Origin of the sequence: Mesorhizobium sp. WSM4311 (assembly GCF_002295115.1) — a bacterium.
Lineage (GTDB): Bacteria > Pseudomonadota > Alphaproteobacteria > Rhizobiales > Rhizobiaceae > Mesorhizobium.
Genome location: NZ_NSFV01000001.1, coordinates 646,385 through 664,334, shown reverse-complemented (window position 1 = coordinate 664,334; position 17,950 = coordinate 646,385). Strand labels below are relative to the sequence as shown.

Annotated in this window: 18 protein-coding genes and 1 tRNA gene; 8 read left to right on the top strand and 11 right to left on the bottom strand. The window is 61.8% G+C overall.

Going from position 1 to position 17,950, the window contains the following annotated elements:
* Nucleotides 1-352 precede the first annotated feature (352 nt).
* Nucleotides 353-437: transfer RNA gene (locus CK226_RS03240), tRNA-Leu, on the top strand.
* Between the two features lie 89 nt (nucleotides 438-526).
* Here CK226_RS03240 and CK226_RS03235 read toward each other — a convergent pair.
* On the bottom strand, nucleotides 527-919 hold the full coding sequence (locus tag CK226_RS03235; RefSeq protein WP_095787517.1) for a RidA family protein: 393 nt from the start codon (nucleotides 917-919) through the stop codon (nucleotides 527-529).
* Between the two features lie 438 nt (nucleotides 920-1,357).
* Between CK226_RS03235 and CK226_RS03230 the strand changes: the two genes are divergently transcribed.
* Nucleotides 1,358-2,431, top strand: coding sequence for a hypothetical protein (locus CK226_RS03230; RefSeq protein ID WP_142887652.1), 1,074 nt, complete (start codon nucleotides 1,358-1,360; stop codon nucleotides 2,429-2,431).
* Between the two features lie 217 nt (nucleotides 2,432-2,648).
* On the opposite strand, the gene CK226_RS03225 is transcribed toward CK226_RS03230, so the two are convergent.
* Both CK226_RS03225 and CK226_RS03220 read right to left on the bottom strand, forming a co-directional pair.
* Nucleotides 2,649-3,233, bottom strand: a complete 585-nt coding sequence (locus tag CK226_RS03225) for a GDYXXLXY domain-containing protein (protein WP_095787515.1) — start codon at nucleotides 3,231-3,233, stop codon at nucleotides 2,649-2,651.
* Complete coding sequence (locus tag CK226_RS03220; protein ID WP_095787586.1) at nucleotides 3,230-4,348, bottom strand: DUF2157 domain-containing protein; 1,119 nt, start codon at nucleotides 4,346-4,348, stop codon at nucleotides 3,230-3,232. The genes CK226_RS03225 and CK226_RS03220 overlap by 4 nt, the downstream gene beginning before the upstream one ends.
* Before the next feature lie 235 nt (nucleotides 4,349-4,583).
* On the opposite strand from CK226_RS03220, the gene CK226_RS03215 reads away from it, so the two are divergent.
* The 4 genes from CK226_RS03215 to CK226_RS03200 all read left to right on the top strand — a co-directional run bounded on the left by CK226_RS03215 (nucleotide 4,584) and on the right by CK226_RS03200 (nucleotide 7,407).
* Entirely contained in the window at nucleotides 4,584-4,724 is a 141-nt protein-coding gene (locus tag CK226_RS03215; RefSeq protein WP_013531315.1) for a DUF1127 domain-containing protein, read from the top strand.
* A 49-nt stretch (nucleotides 4,725-4,773) separates the two neighbouring features.
* Nucleotides 4,774-4,914, top strand: a complete 141-nt coding sequence (locus tag CK226_RS03210) for a DUF1127 domain-containing protein (RefSeq protein ID WP_019858543.1) — start codon at nucleotides 4,774-4,776, stop codon at nucleotides 4,912-4,914.
* 567 nt (nucleotides 4,915-5,481) lie between these two features.
* Nucleotides 5,482-6,891 (top strand): methylenetetrahydrofolate--tRNA-(uracil(54)-C(5))-methyltransferase (FADH(2)-oxidizing) TrmFO, encoded by a 1,410-nt coding sequence (gene trmFO, locus CK226_RS03205; protein WP_095790989.1) that lies wholly within the window; start codon nucleotides 5,482-5,484, stop codon nucleotides 6,889-6,891.
* Nucleotides 6,892-6,894: 3 nt separating this feature from the next.
* Nucleotides 6,895-7,407 (top strand): hypothetical protein, encoded by a 513-nt coding sequence (locus tag CK226_RS03200; protein ID WP_095790988.1) that lies wholly within the window; start codon nucleotides 6,895-6,897, stop codon nucleotides 7,405-7,407.
* 32 nt (nucleotides 7,408-7,439) lie between these two features.
* Here the strand turns inward: CK226_RS03200 and CK226_RS03195 are convergent, their stop codons facing one another.
* The 6 genes from CK226_RS03195 to yajC all read right to left on the bottom strand — a co-directional run bounded on the left by CK226_RS03195 (nucleotide 7,440) and on the right by yajC (nucleotide 13,115).
* Nucleotides 7,440-8,390, bottom strand: a complete 951-nt coding sequence (locus tag CK226_RS03195) for a sterol desaturase family protein (RefSeq protein WP_179300953.1) — start codon at nucleotides 8,388-8,390, stop codon at nucleotides 7,440-7,442.
* A complete protein-coding gene (locus CK226_RS03190; RefSeq protein ID WP_095790986.1) occupies nucleotides 8,390-8,818 on the bottom strand; it encodes a hypothetical protein in 429 nt (142 codons plus the stop codon). Before CK226_RS03190 ends, CK226_RS03195 begins: the two co-directional genes overlap by 1 nt.
* Before the next feature lie 79 nt (nucleotides 8,819-8,897).
* Entirely contained in the window at nucleotides 8,898-9,749 is an 852-nt protein-coding gene (locus CK226_RS03185; RefSeq protein ID WP_179300952.1) for a phytoene/squalene synthase family protein, read from the bottom strand.
* Nucleotide 9,750: 1 nt separating this feature from the next.
* A complete protein-coding gene (locus CK226_RS03180; RefSeq protein ID WP_179295843.1) occupies nucleotides 9,751-10,146 on the bottom strand; it encodes an Mth938-like domain-containing protein in 396 nt (131 codons plus the stop codon).
* 26 nt (nucleotides 10,147-10,172) lie between these two features.
* On the bottom strand, nucleotides 10,173-12,722 hold the full coding sequence (gene secDF / locus CK226_RS03175; RefSeq protein WP_095787511.1) for a protein translocase subunit SecDF: 2,550 nt from the start codon (nucleotides 12,720-12,722) through the stop codon (nucleotides 10,173-10,175).
* A 51-nt stretch (nucleotides 12,723-12,773) separates the two neighbouring features.
* Nucleotides 12,774-13,115, bottom strand: a complete 342-nt coding sequence (gene yajC, locus CK226_RS03170) for a preprotein translocase subunit YajC (protein WP_010909882.1) — start codon at nucleotides 13,113-13,115, stop codon at nucleotides 12,774-12,776.
* A 287-nt stretch (nucleotides 13,116-13,402) separates the two neighbouring features.
* Between yajC and CK226_RS03165 the strand changes: the two genes are divergently transcribed.
* Entirely contained in the window at nucleotides 13,403-14,293 is an 891-nt protein-coding gene (locus CK226_RS03165) for an ATP-binding protein (protein ID WP_095790985.1), read from the top strand.
* Here the strand turns inward: CK226_RS03165 and CK226_RS03160 are convergent.
* Nucleotides 14,283-15,107: an AraC family transcriptional regulator gene (locus CK226_RS03160; protein ID WP_095790984.1), complete on the bottom strand. Its 825-nt coding sequence runs from the start codon at nucleotides 15,105-15,107 to the stop codon at nucleotides 14,283-14,285. The genes CK226_RS03165 and CK226_RS03160 overlap by 11 nt on opposite strands.
* A gap of 111 nt (nucleotides 15,108-15,218) precedes the next feature.
* Between CK226_RS03160 and CK226_RS03155 the strand changes: the two genes are divergently transcribed.
* Nucleotides 15,219-16,109 (top strand): NAD-dependent epimerase/dehydratase family protein, encoded by an 891-nt coding sequence (locus CK226_RS03155; RefSeq protein WP_095790983.1) that lies wholly within the window; start codon nucleotides 15,219-15,221, stop codon nucleotides 16,107-16,109.
* Nucleotides 16,110-16,249: 140 nt separating this feature from the next.
* Here the strand turns inward: CK226_RS03155 and CK226_RS03150 are convergent, their stop codons facing one another.
* The gene (locus CK226_RS03150) at nucleotides 16,250-17,797 is read right to left on the bottom strand and encodes a peptidoglycan DD-metalloendopeptidase family protein (protein ID WP_095790982.1); all 1,548 of its coding nucleotides are present in this window, start codon (nucleotides 17,795-17,797) and stop codon (nucleotides 16,250-16,252) included.
* Nucleotides 17,798-17,950: the final 153 nt, after the last annotated feature.

Sequence of the window (17,950 nt, the reverse complement as noted above, 5' to 3'; positions counted from 1 at the left end):
CCAATGAGACTGCCACGGCCTCTGCCGTTTACAGCCTGCCGGTATATTCTTGCCGGGAATGGCTTTTGGTACGGAACCTGGCGATTTGACCGAAATTACGGCTCAAACTCTCCCAAACTGCGTTCCAAAATGTGAATAAGTTCTTGTTTTTCCTACTTCTTATCACATTCTGTAGAAGCGGATCGTCGCGTCCCGTCACATTTGACACGCCTTTTGTCACAGGCGAGCCTAATTTTCAACAGTCTTCGCGCTTAGGCGAATAACCAACATTTCGGCCCTAGCCCACATCTCGTCTCTGACATCTCGTCTCCGACATTGACAGAATGATGGCTACATGGGATTGCCGGGCGATGCGGATGTGGCGGAACTGGTAGACGCCCTGGATTTAGGTTCCAGTGCCGAAAGGCGTGGGGGTTCGAGTCCCTTCATCCGCACCACCCTTCGCTCTGCGAGCTTCGGGTCGCAGGCCACCTGAAGCTCGCTAGATGCAAAGAGTCTCCTCGGAAGCTAGCTTCTGATGGCCTCGTCAAATGACCGCTATCGCATCGACCTCTATGAGGTAGCCTGGGGACATTATCGCCACCCCGACCACCACATTGGCTGGCTTGTGATCTCCAAACAGCGAAATCTGCGCTTCTTCGATGATCGGCACATGTTCGTCGCGCTTGTAGTCGACAATGTAGATCGTAATCTTGCAAACCTGCTCGGGCCGCGCGCCTGCCGCACTGAGCGCCCGGCCGAGATTGCCGAATGCCAGGCGCGCTTGCGCCGCAAAATCACCATGCCCAACCAGCTTGCCGTTTATGTCTTCGGGCTGCTGACCTGAGATGAATACCAGCTTGGATCCCGTCGCGACGACAACCTGTGTGTACATCTCTGGAACTGGCAGATCATCGGGGTTGATGAGTTCGAGCGACACTGGACAATCTCCTGCTTTGTTCGGCTGAAATCGATAGTGATGATCACCGCGCCGCTGGCACACAGGGCGACAGCGCCGGGCGCGTGACATCAACGGCACGGCCCCGCGCGAAATCTCCCAGGGCGACGACGCGCTGGCCAGCGCGCCGATTGGGCTCAACGCCATCAACACGGCTAACTCAGTGCATTTCGCATGGGGTGTCCGGCAATGATTGATCAGTCGACAGCGTGCTGTCAATTGATCCGGCCGGCGCGCGGTGGCGCATCCACATGTCGCCGGAGCATGCGGATTTGGCGGAACTGGTAGATGCCCTGGATTTAGGTTCCGGCGCCGAAAGACGTGGGGGTCCTTCATCTGCACCAATCTTTTCGGCGAATGGCCCCCACGAAATCCAACTTTCAAAGAAGGCTCTTGAAATAGCTCGTAGACAGGTTCTTATTGGCTGAAGGCAGGTTGGGGCTCTGTCAGCTTGTGCGTGTATTGTCTCTAGTTCTGGCGGTAGGGTCGATTGTAGCGGCGGCAACATCTCAGGTTGAGGCCCTAGAATACACGCCTGTTTCGTCTCCAGGGCAGCAGCCGTTTCTTGTTGTTTCCGGAGAGTTCAAAGACAATGAACCCCTGAACGCCTTTAGCAACGCGGTTGCGGGCAGCGGGGCCCGGATGATCGTATTCAACTCCCCCGGCGGCAACGTCGGCAGCGCGCTTCGGTTGGGGCGTATGATCCGCGCGGCGGGGTTGGATACGCTTCAGGTTCGCCAATTGCAGTGCGCTTCAGCCTGCTCACTGGCCTTCTTGGGTGGCGTCCACCGTGTTGCCGAACCAGGTACTATCGGCATTCATCGGGCTTGGTTGAAATGGACTGACGGGATTTCCAGAGAAGAAGCCAAGGCCCGTGTCGAGCTCGGAACGGCCGCAATCACATCCTATGTAGTCGAGATGGGAGTGGACCCCGAGCTGATTGAATTGGCGTCGAGCTATGACAAGCATGACATAAGATACCTATCGGCCAGCGAAATGGCAGAGTTGCGTGTGACCAATGTCGCAGCGAACCAATCGCCCGTGGATACGTCGCAGGTGTCGACGCGGCCAGATCCTGCGCCCGTGCCAGTGCCTGCACCCGACGCAAGGCAACAGGCGGAGAGCGCTGCGGTCGCCTTCGTCAAGGATCTGATCGAGCATCATGGCGACAACGACGATTTCGCTCTTGCTCAAGTTCAGGCGTCCTACGCTCGCACCGTCGACTATTATGGCAAGTTGACGAACCTGAGTTCGATCATTCAGGACAAGAGGAACTATTACCGGCGATGGCCTGAACGCATATATAACGTCCGCATTGACAGCATTGTGGTCACCTGTGCAAACGATCGCTGCATGGTTTCTGGCGTGTATGACTGGGTCGTGCGCAGCCCCTCGACACACAAGCAGGACAAAGGCGTAGCAGACTTTAGCTACACCATATCGACTGGCCCCTATCTCAAAATCATCGCCGAGACGAGTAGGGTCCGGAGTTGACCAGCGGAGTCCTCCATCCTGAGTCGGTGAACTCTCTTGCGAAAAATCTGTTCAGCTATTTCGCATAGTGGCACTCGCCCCTCCCGGTGGGCACCACAGTTGATACAAAGTGAGTCCATTCCGGTGCCGCGCTGCCGCAACGCTTGTACGGCAAGGCCTTACACTGATTTAGAGGCGTCTGGTCTTGCTTCGCACCGATAACCGGCATCCATCGTTATTAATATAGCGGTTCCTCGAATAGCGTCTTGTCGCCGTCGACCAATGCCTTGATCTGCGCGGTGCCGTCGCTGGCGAGCGCAAGCCTTATGCCGAACGGGCGCACCCGCATGTCGCTCTGGATCGCCATCCCCTCGCCTTCCGGCAGGTAGAACCGCTCGATGCCGTAGTCCGGCGCGATGGTCATGCCCTCGCTGCGCAGATCCCAGCCTTCGGCGACATGGCCTGCAATATCAGCCTCGTCGGCAGCGGTCGGCGCCGGCGCCTTGCCGAACCAGGCGGTGGTCGGCGTCCAATAGCCGTCAGCACCCTTTTTCAGGCGGACCACGATCGACGTATCGTCGCTGGAGAATTTGCCGGCGGGAATGTTGGCGATCATTTTCACCGGAATACGCGAAATCGCGTAGCCGAGGATGATGTAGTCGCCGCGCAGCAGATCGCGCGGATCGACGGGTTCGATCCTCAGCAGCACTTCCTTGCCGTTGCGCAGGATCGCCGCCCGGCCGGCGATGATCCAGCTCAGGAAGCCGATCTGGACGAGCGCCAGCACCAGCGCCGAGATAACAAGCCTCTTTCCGATCATCATGCGGTGGCTCCCCCCGTTGCCGGACCCTTCATGCGTTTTTCGACGCGAATGATGATGATCGCCAGGATGCCGAGCAGCACCGCGGCGGCAAGGAAGAAGCCGGCCGTGTCGAGCATGGACTGCAAGGTCACGACATAGATCATGGCGAGTTCGAAGGCGAAGCCGAGATAGGCAAGCCAGCGCAGGCCACGGCTCTCCCGTCCCGCCAGCACGATGGCGGCGACGATGCCGGCCAGCGCGACGACCGAGGCAATGGCGAAACCGCTGTTGTAAGTACTTTCGTCGGCCAGTTCGAACTGGATGATGGCCAGCCCGGTAAGAAAGGCGAGCAGCGCATGCAGGGGCAAGCGGCCGCCGAGTTGCACGATCCTGTCGACAGGTTCCGGTGCGAAGACAGAAGCCGCGAAGAGCACGGCGGAGACGATGACCAGAGGGATCGCCACCGGCAGCGTCGCGTGATTCCCGGCCAACAGCACGAGATAGAAGAGCAGCGACAGGATGATCAGATGCCGCGCGGCCTGGCTGCGGGTCCAGAACGAGACGGCAAACAGCACGATGGCCATGACGACGAAGGCATGCGGAAACTCGCTGCGGCTGTAATAGTCGAACCCCTTCAGGAACAGCCAGGCGTCGGCGATGCCGACCGAAGCGACGGTCAGCGGGTTCGACCGCAGCGCGACCGCCGCCAGCGCCGTTCCGGCGCCCCAGGTGACCAGCGCGGAAGCCTCGTCGCCGGACAGATGGTACATCTGGCCGATCAGCGCGATCGAACCGCCAAAGGCAGCCGCCGCCACGATCCACAGGGCTTCGCCGATCGCCGCATGGTCGCGCGTCTTCAGCACCGCGCCGCCGACATAACAGCCAAGGATGATGGCAAACAGCGCCGCGACCCGCGCCAGCCGCGGAATGGCATCCCAGTTGGCAGCGACGAAGATCAGGATGGCCGCGCCGAACAGCAGGGCCGCCATCATGGCCAGGATCGAACCGAAGCTCAGCGACTTGCGCGTATTCGCCTCGACGTCTCGCGTCAGGGCGTCGGCCGTCGCGGCGTCGATCAGGCCTGCCTGGAGCCACCGCACAATGTCGGATCTGACCCGTGTCGAATAGCCCGCCATGTCCTGCATCCCCCGCTAGGTCGTTTTTTTAACCGAACCAGCCAAACCGTTGACGTCACGGCACTTTCCGATTCTGGCTTCTTTGTGTCGGGTCCATGAAGGCGCGTTAATGTTGCATTGCACAATTTGCATTGCTGCCATGCAGCCATAGCGCTTTTAAATCGATATGAGCCCGCCTATTTATAGTTCGTACACAAACGGAATGATCCGCAAGAAAGACGAAACGAGAACTACCATGAACCTGATCCGCAACTATCGCAACTGGCGCCGCTACAGGGACACAGTGTCCGAGCTGAGCCGCCTGAGCAACCGCGAACTGACCGACCTCGGCATCAGCCGCAGCGACATTCCTTACGTCGCTCGCAAGGCGGTCTAATTTTTCGGACCGCAAATGGTCCGAACAAGTTTCCGAAAAGAGAACGACAATGAACCTGATCCGCAACTATCGTAACTGGCGCGTATATCGCGAGACGGTTACCGAGCTGGGTCGCCTTTCGAACCGCCAGCTGCATGATCTCGGTATCGTCCGCGACGAAATCAAGATCATCGCCCGCCGGGCGATCTAACGGAATTTCGCTGGGGTCGACCTCCTCCCCGACCTCCAGCGAACGGTCAGCCCTTATCCTCCTCCCGAGGGTTGACCACCAAAACGGCGCCCGCCGCACCTCCTCCCGCGGCGGGCGCTGTTCCCGGGGCAAACGAATTTTGCTCCAAAGGGTTTTGCCCCTTTTAAAAGATGGCAAAAGAGATTTCGTCAAAGCCGACCTCCTCCCCGGCAATGACGAATAGGTCCAACCTTCACCTCCTCCCGAGGGTTGGCCAACCAAACGGCGCCCGCCGCACCTCCTCCCGCGGCGGGCGTTGTTTCCCCGGAGCAAAATGAATTTTGCTCCAAAGGGTTTCGCCCCTTTTCAAAACGCGAAAGAGATTTCGTCAAAGCCGACCTCCTCCCCGGCGATGGCGAATACGGTCGATCTTCACCTCCTCCCGAGGATCGACCCCCAAAACGACACCCGCCGGACCTCCTCCCCCGGCGGGTGTTGTTGTTTTCGGCGCCTGGTTCACCATCTGCGGTTTGCCCGCACCAAGCACGGCAATTGCAATCGCCGCCCCAAGCGATTATTCCGGCGCTCATGAGCAAAAATCCCATACACATAATCGGCGGCGGTCTCGCCGGTTCCGAAGCCGCATGGCAGGCCGCGCAGGCCGGTGTTCCCGTCGTGCTGCATGAAATGCGCCCGGTTCGCGGCACGGACGCGCACAAGACCGATGGCCTGGCCGAACTCGTCTGTTCCAATTCCTTCCGCTCCGACGACGCCGAGAACAACGCGGTCGGCCTGCTGCACGCCGAGATGCGACTGGCCGGCTCGCTGATCATGAGCGCCGGCGACGCCAACCAGGTGCCGGCCGGCGGCGCACTGGCCGTCGACCGCGACGGCTTCTCCGAGGCCGTGACGAAGAAGCTCCAGGCGCACCCGCTGATCACCATCCAGCGCGAGGAAGTTCCCGGCCTGCCGCCGGCGGACTGGGACCAGGCGATCATCGCCACGGGACCGCTCACCGCCCCATCGCTGGCCCAGTCGATCGCCGAGGCGACCGGCGCCGATGCGCTCGCCTTCTTCGACGCCATCGCGCCGATCATCCATTTCGACACGATCGACATGGACACCTGCTGGTTCCAGTCGCGCTACGACAAGGTCGGCCCCGGCGGCACCGGCAAGGACTACATCAACTGTCCGATGGACAAGGAGCAGTATCTCGCCTTCGTCCAGGCGCTGATCGACGGCCAGAAAACCGAATTCAAGCAATGGGAAGGCACGCCCTATTTCGACGGCTGCCTGCCGATCGAGATCATGGCCGAGCGCGGCGTCGAGACGCTGCGCTACGGGCCGATGAAGCCGATGGGCCTGACCAACGCGCACAACCCGACGGTCAAGGCCTATGCCGTCGTCCAGCTAAGGCAGGACAATGCGCTGGGCACGCTCTACAACATGGTCGGCTTCCAGACCAAGCTGAAGCATGCCGAACAGGTCCGCATCTTCCGCACCATTCCGGGCCTGGAAAACGCCGACTTCGCCCGCCTCGGCGGCCTGCACCGCAACACCTACATCAATTCGCCGACCTTGCTCGACGCCTCGCTGCAGCTGAAATCGCGTCCGGGCCTGCGCTTCGCCGGCCAGATCACCGGTTGCGAGGGTTATGTCGAAAGTGCCGCGATCGGCCTGCTCGCCGGCCGCTTCGCCGCCGCCGAGCGGCTTGGCCATACGCCGTCCCTGCCGCCGCTCACCACGGCTTTCGGCGCGCTGCTCAACCACATCACCGGCGGCCACATCGTTTCGGACGACGAGCCGGGCAAGCGCTCCTTCCAGCCGATGAATGTCAATTTCGGCCTGTTCCCGCCGGTGGAAGCGGTGAAGATCGAAGGCAAGCGTCTGCGCGGCAAGGACAAGACGGTTGCCAAGCGCCATGCCATCACATCGCGCGCGCTGGGCGATTGCCGGCAATGGCTGGGTTTGCCGGCGCGGGCAGAGGCGGCGGAGTAGTCCATGGCTGGACGCTCCAGCCTACCTCAAATTCTGCCGCCGGGCTTGCCGCCCAGCGAGGAGCCTTTCGCCGGCGACTACGAAATTGTCTGGAGCATCTACGTCAGATGCAACAACCTGCAGAAGTTGCGCGGCACCCATATACCAGCACTTGAGGCATTGATCGGCCAGCCCCACGGCGGCAAGGGCTGGGTGATCGACAGCGAGAGTTACAATGAGAACCGCGATAGAAGTTTAAAGAGAATTGTTGCCGCAAAGCGCCTCCAAGGCCCCTACACCGAACAGTTCCTCCTCGATTTCATGAAGACGCTCTATTTGCTAGCGCCGTCTTGGAACATACAAGCCCGGCTGAGCCCATCCCATCCACATGGGGTGTATGTCTGCGCTCATTTCTCGAGGGAAACGACTACCTCAGAGGCGCCGGCAGTTGTTGATGCACTCGTCGAGTTAACGGCTGCTTTCACGGGCGATGGTCAATCCGGCACCTACATTGGCTCGGGTCAACGCATTAGCTGATAGACGACTATGAACAATGCCGACGAACCGTCCTATTCCGCCGGCTCGGCACCCGCCATCGGCAATCCCGGCTTCCCCGCCTCGGCAGGATTTCGCCTGACATAAGCTGCCTTCAGGCTTTCCGATGTTTCGCGCGAGCCGTCATGGCTCCAGCCGGGCGGCTTGATCAGGTAGTTCAGGCGATCGCTGAGCGTAATACCCGGCGCGAACGCATCCCTGAACATGCCGATCCATTCGTGGAACGCCACTTTCAGCGGATTGAAGGTGCCGAGATTCCTGACGATGCCGTAGCGCGGCCGGTCCTCCTCCAGTTCCTCGACGAATGTGCCGAACATGCGGTCCCAGATGATCAGCGTGCCGGCATAGTTGGCGTCGAGATAGCGTGGATTGGTGGCGTGGTGGACGCGGTGGTGCGAGGGCGTGTTGAAGATGAACTCGAACCAGCCCCACATCTTGCCGATCGTTTCGGTGTGGATCCAGAACTGCCAGACAAGGTTGAAGCCGAAGGTGAAGGCAATCACGGCTGGGTGAAAGCCGAGCAGCACCAGCGGCGCCTGCAGCACGAACATGAAGGTGAACAGGCCCGTCCAGCTCTGCCTGAGCGCCGTCGACAGATTGTAATGCTGGCTTGAGTGATGGTTGACGTGTTCGGCCCACACCCAGCGCACCCGGTGCGCGATGCGGTGATAGACATAGTAGCGCAAATCATCGAGCAGGAAGGCGGCCAGGAACACCCAGACCGACAGGCCGAGATTGAAGACGCGGAACTGCCACAGCCACAGCAGCGCCCAGTAGGAGACGACGCCAAGCAGCAGCCCGGCGACGACATTGCCGGTGCCCATCATCAGGCTGGTCAGCGTGTCGCGCGTCTCGAACGAGCCTTTCGCGCGGCCGGTGCGCACCAGCCAGAGCTCGATCAGGATGGCGGCGACGAAGAACGGAATGGCCAACTGGGTAACTTGCGGAAAATCATAGCTGTCCATCACGCGGCCTCCCTGGCGGCATGGCGTGCTTCAAAAGCTTTCAGCAAGGCCTGCGCATCGCCGGCATTGGCGAAGCGGAAACGGCCGCCCTTCCAGGTGAAGTCCGTCAATCGCAATTGAATTGTGTTCGTCTGGTCGGAATTGGACACCGAGACGTCCGTAGCGGTGACGATGCGCGTCAAGAAGCAGTCGCCGATGCTGTGGACGATGCCGGTGCGCCCTCGTCCAAGGTCCAAAAATGCCGTTTTGGCGTCCGCCGTCAGGCGAACTGTTGCAACCATCTCGTCGGGAAAATCCTCGGCGAAACGGTGCAACGCCTGATCGGGATCGGCCAGCGTGGCCGTCTTGCTGCCGCCGGTGAAATGCACCGCGGCAACCGACAGCGCAATGCCAAGGACGACGATCACGACCAGAAAGGGCAAGCTCATGGATTTCCTCCGGGCCGGCCTGTCATCTCTGGCGACAGTTCCCGGCACGGCCAAATCCTTAGCACGATTGACGTTTACGTCAAAGTGCAGGCCAGCCCTTGCTCGCCCGCCGCACCAGCAGCCAGTGCCGGCGCAAGGCGGATAGCCGCGCGACGCCGTCGAGCGGCGAATGGCGCGAGCCTTCCATCCTGTCGAGATAGGCGCGCGACAGCGCCAATGGCAGGAATGCCGGGCGCAACGACGCCGGCAGCACGGCGGCGCCTTGCTCGAAAGCTGAAAGGTGTTCGCGTGCCAGCGCTGTCATCGCCGCTACGGCACGCCGCGCCCCAGGCCCGCCATCGCCGGCAACAAATTCCTCCGGCGTCGATCCCGCCGCCGCCAGAATGTCGGCCGGGAAAAAACACTGCCCGCGCCTGTGATGCAGCGGCAACAGCAGCAGCAGTCCGGTCATGGCCTGCGCGCAGCCCGCCCTGCCTGCCAGTTCGGCGAAGCGGGGCGCCTCGACGGGATCGAGCACCATTGCGGCAAGCTGGATGAGCGCGGCCGCCGTCTCGCCGCAATAGCCTTCCAGGTCGGTGCGCGACGGCATCGGATCGTCATAGAGATCGAAGATGCGCGCCTCGAGCATGTTGTCGAAGGCCAGTTTCGGCAGGTGATGGCCAGAAATTGTCGCCTTCAATGCGTCGGCGACGGGATGGCCGATGGCTGCGCCGTCACTGTCGGCGGCGATGAGGTCACGCCACCATTGCAGCCGCACCTCGCCCGGCAATGCTTCATGGATGCGATCGCGGATGCCAGCGATTTCGGCATTGAAAGCGTAGAGCGAAAACAGCGCATCGCGCTTGTCGGCCGGCGCGTAGAGTACCGTCAGATAGCGGTCATGATCGGCGGCGCGCACCGCGTCCATGACGATTTTGGCATTTTGCGACATATCACTCGACGGCGATGAGCGCGGCAGCCACGGCGCGGTCTTCCGCCAGGAGGACATTGTAGGTCCGCACCGCAGCCCCGGTCGACATCGGGTCGGAGGCAATACCGGCCTCCTTCAACGCCGCTCGCAGCGCCGCGGGCAATGGCCTCAAATCCTTGCCCATGCCGACCAGCAGGATCTCGACCTTGTCGGCCTCGGCCAGCAGTTTTTCGAAATCCGCCACTGTCAGCGCTGAAGCGTCCGCCGGCTCCCAGCCATGGATGCCGGATGGCAGGCACAGCAGCGAACCGCGATGCGACATGTCGGCAAAGCGGAACCCGCCATTGCCATAGGCCTCGATCGACGCGCGGCCGGGGAAGTGCGCCTCGCGGATGACGATGCCTTTGCCGGTCACCACTTTCGTCACCCCTTCGAGGCCGCGCGTCAGGTCGCGACCGCCTTGCCGCCGTTGACCGGCTTCTCCTCGTCGGCCGAAGCCTGCGGCCGCAGCTTGAACAGGATCAGCAGCGGTGCCGCGATGAAGATCGACGAATAGGTGCCGAAGACGACGCCGAACAGCATGGCCAGCGTAAACGAGCGGATCACCTCGCCACCGAACAAAACCAGCGCCAGCAGGGCCAAGCTGGTCGTCACCGAGGTCAGCGTCGTTCTCGACAGCGTCTCGTTGATGGCGTTGTTCAACAGTTGCGGCAGCGGCATGCGCTTGTATTTTCGCAAATCCTCACGAACGCGGTCATAGACCACGATCGTATCGTTCAGCGAATAGCCGATGATGGTCAGGATCGCCGCCAGCGATGACTGGTTGAATTCAAGCCCGGAGATGACGAAGAAGCCGAGTGTCATGACCACATCGTGCACCGTCGCAACGATGGCGCCGACCGCGAACTGCCATTCGAAGCGGAACCAGACATAGACCAGGATGCCGACCAGCGCGACCAGCATTGCGATCGTGCCTTGCTTGGCCAACTCCCCGGAAACCGTTGGCCCCACAACTTCGACGCGGCGGAAGTCATAATTGTCCTGCAGCTCGCCGCGCACCTTGTCGATGACCGTCTGTTCGGCGTTTTCACCGGCATCCTGCGTGCCAACGCGGATCAGCACGTCGTTTGGCGCACCGAACTGCTGCACCTGGACCTCACCGATGTTGAGATCCGACAGCCGGCCTCTGATGTCAGCGATGTCCGCATTGCCGTTCTTGGCCTGCACCTCGATCAGCGAACCGCCCTTGAAGTCGATGCCGTAATTGATGCCGACGGTCATGAACGTCACCACGGACAGGATCGACAGCGCGCTCGAGAGCGTGAATGTCCAGCGACGGATGCCCATGAAGGGTATCTTGGTGCCCGGCGGAATGAAGGTCACCGGGGCCTTCGGCAATTCCTTCGGACGGGCGCGGCGCAACCAGATCGACACCAGCATGCGGGTGAAGGTGAACGCGGTGAACACCGTGGTCAGGATGCCGATGGCGTAGGTGATGGCAAAGCCCTTCACCGGGCCGGTGCCGAGATAGAACAGCACCACTGTCGCGATCAGCGAAGTGACATTGGAATCGATGATCGTCGCCAGCGCCTTCGAGAACCCGGTATCGATCGCCTGGATCACCGAGCGGCCGGCGCGTCGCTCCTCGCGGATGCGTTCGTAGATCAGCACGTTGGAATCGACCGCCATGCCGATGGTCAGCACGATACCGGCGATACCCGGCAAGGTCAGTGTCGCGCCGAGCAGCGACAGCAGGCCGACGATCATCGCCACGTGCACCGCCAGCGCGATGTTGGCGAGGAAGCCGAGGAAGCCGTAGGCGACGAACATGAAGGCAACGACGAGGATCGAACCGATGATGCCGGCCACCTTGCCGGCATGGATCGAATCCTGGCCAAGGCCCGGTCCGACAGTGCGTTCCTCAATGACCGTCAGTGTCGCCGGCAGCGCGCCGGCTCGCAAAAGCACGGCGAGATCGTTGGCGCTCTGGGCGGTGAAATTGCCAGATATCTGGCCGGTGCCGCCGAGGATCGGTTCACGGATCTGCGGCGCCGAGATTACCTGGTTGTCGAGGATGATGGCGAACAGTTTGCCGACATTTTGCGAGGTCGCCTGGCCGAAGCGGGCGGCGCCCTTCGAATCGAAGCGGAATGAAACCACCGGCTCGTTGTTCTGCGAATTGTAGGTCGCCTGCGCGTCGACGAGGTTTTCGCCCGAAACGATGACGCGGTTTTCGATCAGATACGGAACTGGCGGATCGTCCTGGGAATAAAGCACCGAGGAGCCTGCGGGCGGGCGCCCCTTGAGCGCGTCCTGCACCGGCATCGACTGGTCGACCATCTGGAAGGTCAGTTTCGCGGTCTGGCCGAGGATTTCCTTCAGCCGCTGCGGATCCTGCAGGCCTGGCACCTGCACAAGGATGCGGTCGTCGCCCTGCCGCTGCACGATGGGCTCGGTGGTGCCGAGTTCGTTGACGCGGCGCTCGACCACTTCGATCGACTGCGCCAATGCGGTCGATGTGCGGTATTTGATGCCAGCGTCGGTGACGGTGAATTTGAGCAGGCCCGGCTCGGAATCATCCAGCGACATTTCCTGGATGGAGCCACCGGAGAACAGGCCAGCGGCGACAGGATCGGTCAAGGTCTTCAACGCCTTTTTCGCGGCGTCGAGCTGGGCCGGATCCGTGATGCGCACCTGCAAGGTCCGCCCGGTGCCGGCAAGGCCGGTATAGCCGATCTTGGCGTCACGCAGCAGCGTGCGGATTTCGTCGCGCGTCGTCTCCAATCGATCCTTGATCAGATCGTTCTGGTTCATCTCCAGCAGAATGTGCGAACCGCCCTGCAGATCGAGGCCGAGCGTCATCTGCCGCTTCGGCACCCAGCTCGGCAGCTGGGCCAACGTGCTGGCGGGGAACAGATTGGGCGCGGCGAGGATCACTGTGATGGCGACGGCCACCCAGATCAGGATCATCTTGAAGCGCGAAAAATACAGCATATGGCGTCGTCCGTCAGAGCGTGTCCGCGGATCGCTCCGCCTTGAATTGGGTTATTTCTTGGCGTTCTGGTTGGCCACCGGTTCGCCCTTGACGCGCACATCGGCGATCGTCGAGCGCAGCGCCGTCACCTTGGTGCCACCACCAAGGTCGATCTCGAGCTCGTTGTCGTCGATCACCTTCGTCACCTTGCCGACGAAACCGCCGCCGGTGACGACCGTGTCGCCGCGGCGGACCGCCGCCAGCATCTCGCCGCGCTTCTTCAGCTGCGTGCGCTGAGGGCGGATGATCAGAAAATACATGATCACGAAAATCAGGACAAACGGCAAAATGCTGATGAACATATCGGGAGAGGCGCCGCCAATGCCTTGGGCGTATGCCGGTGTCACGAACATCGAGGTACTCCTGAATTTTGAAAACAGCCGCCAACCGTCCTGCGGAGTTTGGCGGCCCCTTGAAATTTGGCCGGAATATAGTCGGTAAAGTTGTCAATGCAACTGCGCGACCGACCAAATCGGCTGCTTTTCCGGCCTGTTCGCCCGTGTTAGAGCAGGATCGCGAAAAGCGAGAGCCGGTTTACCGAAAAGATCACGCTCGAACAAAAGGTTGGGACAGGTTTCGAACCCGACGGATTCGAACGTGTCCCACCTGCCTGCCCAGGAAACGAGCCAGAAGACCTGAAATGACCGACAGCACCATCGACGCCCTCAACAAGAAACTTGACCGCCTGATCGAGGCTGTCGGCCGCCTCGCCCCGCCGCCGGTGCATGAAACCGACCTCCGCGAGGCCGACTGCTTCGTCTGGCAGGCGGATCCCGGCTATCTTGAGCCGGTGCGCAAGGTAAACCGCGTCGACATCGGCCTGATCCGCGGTGTCGATCGCGTCCGCGACATCCTCGTCGACAATACCGAGCGCTTCGCCGCCGGCTTTGCCGCCAACAACGTGCTGTTGTGGGGCGCGCGCGGCATGGGCAAATCGTCGCTGGTCAAGGCCGTGCATGCCGAGATCAATGCCCGGGCCAAATCACAAAAGGCTAAATCCGACCTGCCGCTCAAGCTGATCGAGATCCACCGCGAGGACATCGATACGCTGCCGAAGCTGATGGGTCTGCTGAAGGCCGCGCCGTTCCGCGTCATCCTGTTTTGCGACGACCTGTCCTTTGATCATGACGACACGTCCTACAAGTCGTTGAAGGCGGCACTTGAAGGCGGCGTCGAAGGCCGCCCGGCCAATGTCATCTTCTACGCCACCTCGAACCGCCGCCATCTGTTGCCGCGCGACATGATCGACAATGAGCGCTCGACCGCCATCAACCCGTCCGAAGCGGTCGAGGAGAAGGTCTCGCTCTCCGACCGGTTCGGGCTTTGGCTCGGCTTCCACAAATGCTCGCAGGATGAGTATCTCGAGATGATCAACGGCTATGCCAGCCATCATGGCCTCGACATCGACCCCGAGCAGCTGCGCGCGGAGGCGCTGGAATGGGCGACGACGCGCGGCAGCCGCTCGGGCCGCGTCGCCTGGCAATTCACGCAGGATCTGGCCGGCCGGCTTGGCAAGCCGCTCAAGGATTGAGGCGTCGCGCCCGTCGCACGTCGCGCGGCGTTTGGCCGATCTCGCGGCGCATCCAATGCGCCAGATGTGACTGGTGCGCGAAGCCCGTCAATTCCGCGACCTCGCTGGTGCTGAGATCTCCCTGCTGCAGCAGGGCACGCGCGCGTTCGACCCGACGTCGCAACACATAGCGATGCAGTGTGACGCCCGTCGCCACCTTGAACCATGTCCGCAAGTGCGAGCTGCTCGCGCCGGCCACCCGGGCCAGCCGATGGATCGAGAGCGGCTCGTGGAGAGCGGCCTCGATGTGCTCCAGGACGCGCTTGAGCTGGATATCCGACAGGCGGTTCGTTCGTTCGATGTCCATATCGTCGGCACCAAGCAGCCTGACCGCCAGCGCGGCGCCAATGCTGTCGGCGAATAGAGAGCCACTCGGTGCGCCCGCATCGAGATCGCTCTGGAGCGCGCGAGCGAGATGCGCGATGCGCTGGTCACGAAGCAGGTGGCGCGTGTCGAGCCGCGACATCAGCGCCCTGCCGCCAAGTTCCGCCGCTACCCTTTCCATCAGGGCTGGCTGCAAGACGATCTCGATCGTGTCGAACGCGGTTTCGGCCTCGAAACCGCCCTCCTCGCCAGCTGGTACCAGGTCGATATCGCCGGCGCGCCTGACGAAATGGCGCCCAACCTGATTGCAGTAGGAGCGTGTCGCCGCGCTTGCATGCACCATGACACGATGGTGCGGCGCCCGCGGCAGACGATGGACACCTGCCTCGATGTGCCGGGAGATCATTGCGACGTCGGATGGGGATCGGGCCGGAGCGAATTGTGGACGCATGCTCTCTCGATTCGTGGCGAAACCTGTTCAAGATTTGGCAATTCCCGCGCGATTTTCAATGCCGCGAACCTGTACGCACGTCTCTCCATCAAGCTTGGAAGAGAGGTTGCCATGAGTTTCTATGTTGTCGTCGGCGCGGGCCCGGTTGGACGCGAGACCGCGCGCCTTCTTGGAGAGGAAGGACATGATGTCGTTCTCACCAGCCGAGGCGTCGGTTCGAACGCGCTGCCGAACGTGCGGACCATACAGGCCGATGCCACGCATGCCTCGGAACTGTCGCGTATCTGCCGAGGTGCCGATGCCATTTTCATGTGTGCCATGGCCGCTTATGATCGGTGGCCGATCGACTTTTTCCCCATCATCGATGGCACCGTGCGCGCGGCCGAAGCGGTCGGCGCCAAACTCATCGTGCTCGGAAACCTCTATGGCTATGGGGAAAATGCCGATAGCCCGCTTCGCTCCGACCTGCCCCTGGATCCCACTTCGAGGAAGGGAACCGCCAGGACGATCATGTGGCAGCGGGCGGTTCGTGCCGACGTACCGGCGATCGAAATACGCTCCAGCGACTATCTCGGACATGGCGCGATCAGCTATTTTTCACTGATCGCGCTGCCCTTCATCATCGAGGGCAAGCCTACCGCCTTCATTGGCGACCTCGACGCAACCCATGCCTGGACCTTCACCAAGGACGTCGCGAGGACGCTGGTCGCGGCGGCCCGCTACAACGGCGAATGGGGACGCGCGTTTCACGTTCCCTCGCAATACGCCTCACCACGGGAGCTCATCCAGAAAACCGCGGCGGTGCTCGGACGAGAGCTTTCAGGGACACGTTCCTATTCCGCCCCTGAGATCGAATCCCTGGGCATGCATGAGGCCATCGAGATGCGCTACCTCTTCGAGAGACCCCTGCTGGTTGATGCCTCCGACACAGAAGCACTTCTGGGCGTGAAGGCCAGCAGCCTCGAGGAGATGATCGCCGACACGCTCCGCGATCATCTGTGAACCGCGCGGGCGGGCTTTGCACAAACTGAAAAAGCCCGCTCCTTGCGGAACGGGCTGAGCCGGCGGGCCGGACTGGAGGTCAGACGGCCCGCAAAATCGCTTTTTTGTTCTATTCGAGATAGGTCGAGGGTTTTTTTGTTCTATTCGAGATAGGTCGAGGGATCGACCGGCGCCGAGTTCTTGCGCACTTCGAAGTGCAGCTTCGGCGAGTCCGTCGTACCGCTCATGCCCGAGAGTGCGATCTCCTGGCCGCGCTTGACCTTCTGGCCGCGCTGCACCTCGATCGAACTGGCATGGCCATAGACGGTGACCAGGCCGTTCTCGTGGCGCACCAGCACCGTGTTGCCGAATTCCTTGAGCCCGTCGCCGGCGTAGATGACGACGCCGTTCTCGGCCGCCTTGATCGGCGTGCCCGAGGGCACGGCGATGTCGACGCCGTCCTTGCCGGATCCAAAACCGGAGATAACCCGGCCGCGCACCGGCCAGCGCATCTTGCCGATACCCGTGGCATCGGGCGCCACCGCGTCGTCGTCCTCGGCCTGCTGGATGACCTTCGCGTCCTTCTTCGGCGGCGTATAGGATGCCAGCGTTTCCGACGGCGTGGCCTTTGCCGGAGGCTGCGTGGTTGCCGTGGTCACCGGATCGACTTTTGCCGGCTTGGCGCTGGCGACCGTCGCGGTTCCACCGGCCGGCACCTTCAGGGTCTGGCCGATCTTGAGCAGGCCATCCTTCATGCCGTTGGCCTGCTTCAGCGCAACGACGCCGACGCCGGTCTTTCTGGCGATCGAAGACATCGTGTCACCCGACTGGACCGTGTAGGTGCCGGCGGCGCCTGTTGCCTTGGCGACCTGCGCCGGCTTGAGCTCCTTGGGCTGGCTTGCGGCGGCCGAAGCATCGACCTGCGCGGCGGACTTGCCTTCCTTGAGCTTAGGCTGCTGCGGCAGGACGGCGACCTTGTCCGGCGCGGTGGCCGGCAGGTCGTGCTTGCCATCCTTCACCGGCCCGTCCTTCAACGGCCTGGCGTCGGCGACCTTCGGCTCGGCCTTGCTCGAATAGGCATAGGCCGGAATGACGATCTTCTGGCCGGTCTTCAGCCCCTTGGTCGGGCTCAGGCCATTCACCTTCATGATGACATCGGCCGGCACTTTGTAATGCGCCGCCAGGCCGGAAATGGTCTCGCCGTCCCTGACGACGATCTCGGTCGCGTGCGGCCTGCCCGCCTCGGCCACCTTCGGCGCGTCGGGCTGGGCATTCTTGAACGGCTTGGCGGCCGGCTCCACGGTGCCGGTTGTCGTCCTGTCGACATGGGGAGCAGGCCGAACCATGGCCGGCGCCGAAGCGACACGCACTGGATTGGCGGCAGGCGCGAGCGCCGGCGCGGGTTGCGCCTGGGCTGAAACGGGCGGCGGCAACGGCCGGCTCGAAACCGGGTCGAGGCTCGAGCGGCTGATCGACTGCGTGTGGCTACCGTCAAGCGGCGCGGCCGAGACATCGCCCGGATAGGGCTGTACGGCATCCTGCTTGTTGATGATGGCGCGCTGATTGTTGGTCGAGGAAGTGAAGACGTCGTCGACACTGTTGAACCGCGAAGCCTGGGAACTGCACCCGGCGGCCGCCCCCGCAATCATGAGAACAGCGCAGCCCCGCGCCAGATTGCGACTGTTTGTCTTCAAAACACTGAGTTGCATCGCACTAACCCGCACAAACGCTGCACCAACTGGATTGGATTAAAGCGCGTTAATGTTACTGGTCGGTTAACCCATTAGAATTCGACGAAAATTTTCTTAAAACATTCGAGTGCGCAGGAGGCGCGTCGAGATTCAGGTCAGACCAAGTCGAAA

What these genes read in the sequence shown, in the direction of transcription:
- CK226_RS03225 (WP_095787515.1), bottom strand. Translation starts at nt 3,233, where the DNA reads ATGATGATCGGAAAGAGGCTTGTTATCTCGGCGCTGGTGCTGGCGCTC.
- CK226_RS03220 (WP_095787586.1), bottom strand. Translation starts at nt 4,348, where the DNA reads ATGGCGGGCTATTCGACACGGGTCAGATCCGACATTGTGCGGTGGCTC.
- CK226_RS03215 (WP_013531315.1), top strand. Translation starts at nt 4,584, where the DNA reads ATGAACCTGATCCGCAACTATCGCAACTGGCGCCGCTACAGGGACACA.
- CK226_RS03210 (WP_019858543.1), top strand. Translation starts at nt 4,774, where the DNA reads ATGAACCTGATCCGCAACTATCGTAACTGGCGCGTATATCGCGAGACG.
- trmFO (WP_095790989.1), top strand. Translation starts at nt 5,482, where the DNA reads ATGAGCAAAAATCCCATACACATAATCGGCGGCGGTCTCGCCGGTTCC.
- CK226_RS03200 (WP_095790988.1), top strand. Translation starts at nt 6,895, where the DNA reads ATGGCTGGACGCTCCAGCCTACCTCAAATTCTGCCGCCGGGCTTGCCG.
- CK226_RS03195 (WP_179300953.1), bottom strand. Translation starts at nt 8,390, where the DNA reads ATGGACAGCTATGATTTTCCGCAAGTTACCCAGTTGGCCATTCCGTTC.
- CK226_RS03190 (WP_095790986.1), bottom strand. Translation starts at nt 8,818, where the DNA reads ATGAGCTTGCCCTTTCTGGTCGTGATCGTCGTCCTTGGCATTGCGCTG.
- CK226_RS03185 (WP_179300952.1), bottom strand. Translation starts at nt 9,749, where the DNA reads ATGTCGCAAAATGCCAAAATCGTCATGGACGCGGTGCGCGCCGCCGAT.
- secDF (WP_095787511.1), bottom strand. Translation starts at nt 12,722, where the DNA reads ATGCTGTATTTTTCGCGCTTCAAGATGATCCTGATCTGGGTGGCCGTC.
- yajC (WP_010909882.1), bottom strand. Translation starts at nt 13,115, where the DNA reads ATGTTCGTGACACCGGCATACGCCCAAGGCATTGGCGGCGCCTCTCCC.
- CK226_RS03165 (WP_095790985.1), top strand. Translation starts at nt 13,403, where the DNA reads ATGACCGACAGCACCATCGACGCCCTCAACAAGAAACTTGACCGCCTG.
- CK226_RS03160 (WP_095790984.1), bottom strand. Translation starts at nt 15,107, where the DNA reads ATGCGTCCACAATTCGCTCCGGCCCGATCCCCATCCGACGTCGCAATG.
- CK226_RS03155 (WP_095790983.1), top strand. Translation starts at nt 15,219, where the DNA reads ATGAGTTTCTATGTTGTCGTCGGCGCGGGCCCGGTTGGACGCGAGACC.
- CK226_RS03150 (WP_095790982.1), bottom strand. Translation starts at nt 17,797, where the DNA reads ATGCAACTCAGTGTTTTGAAGACAAACAGTCGCAATCTGGCGCGGGGC.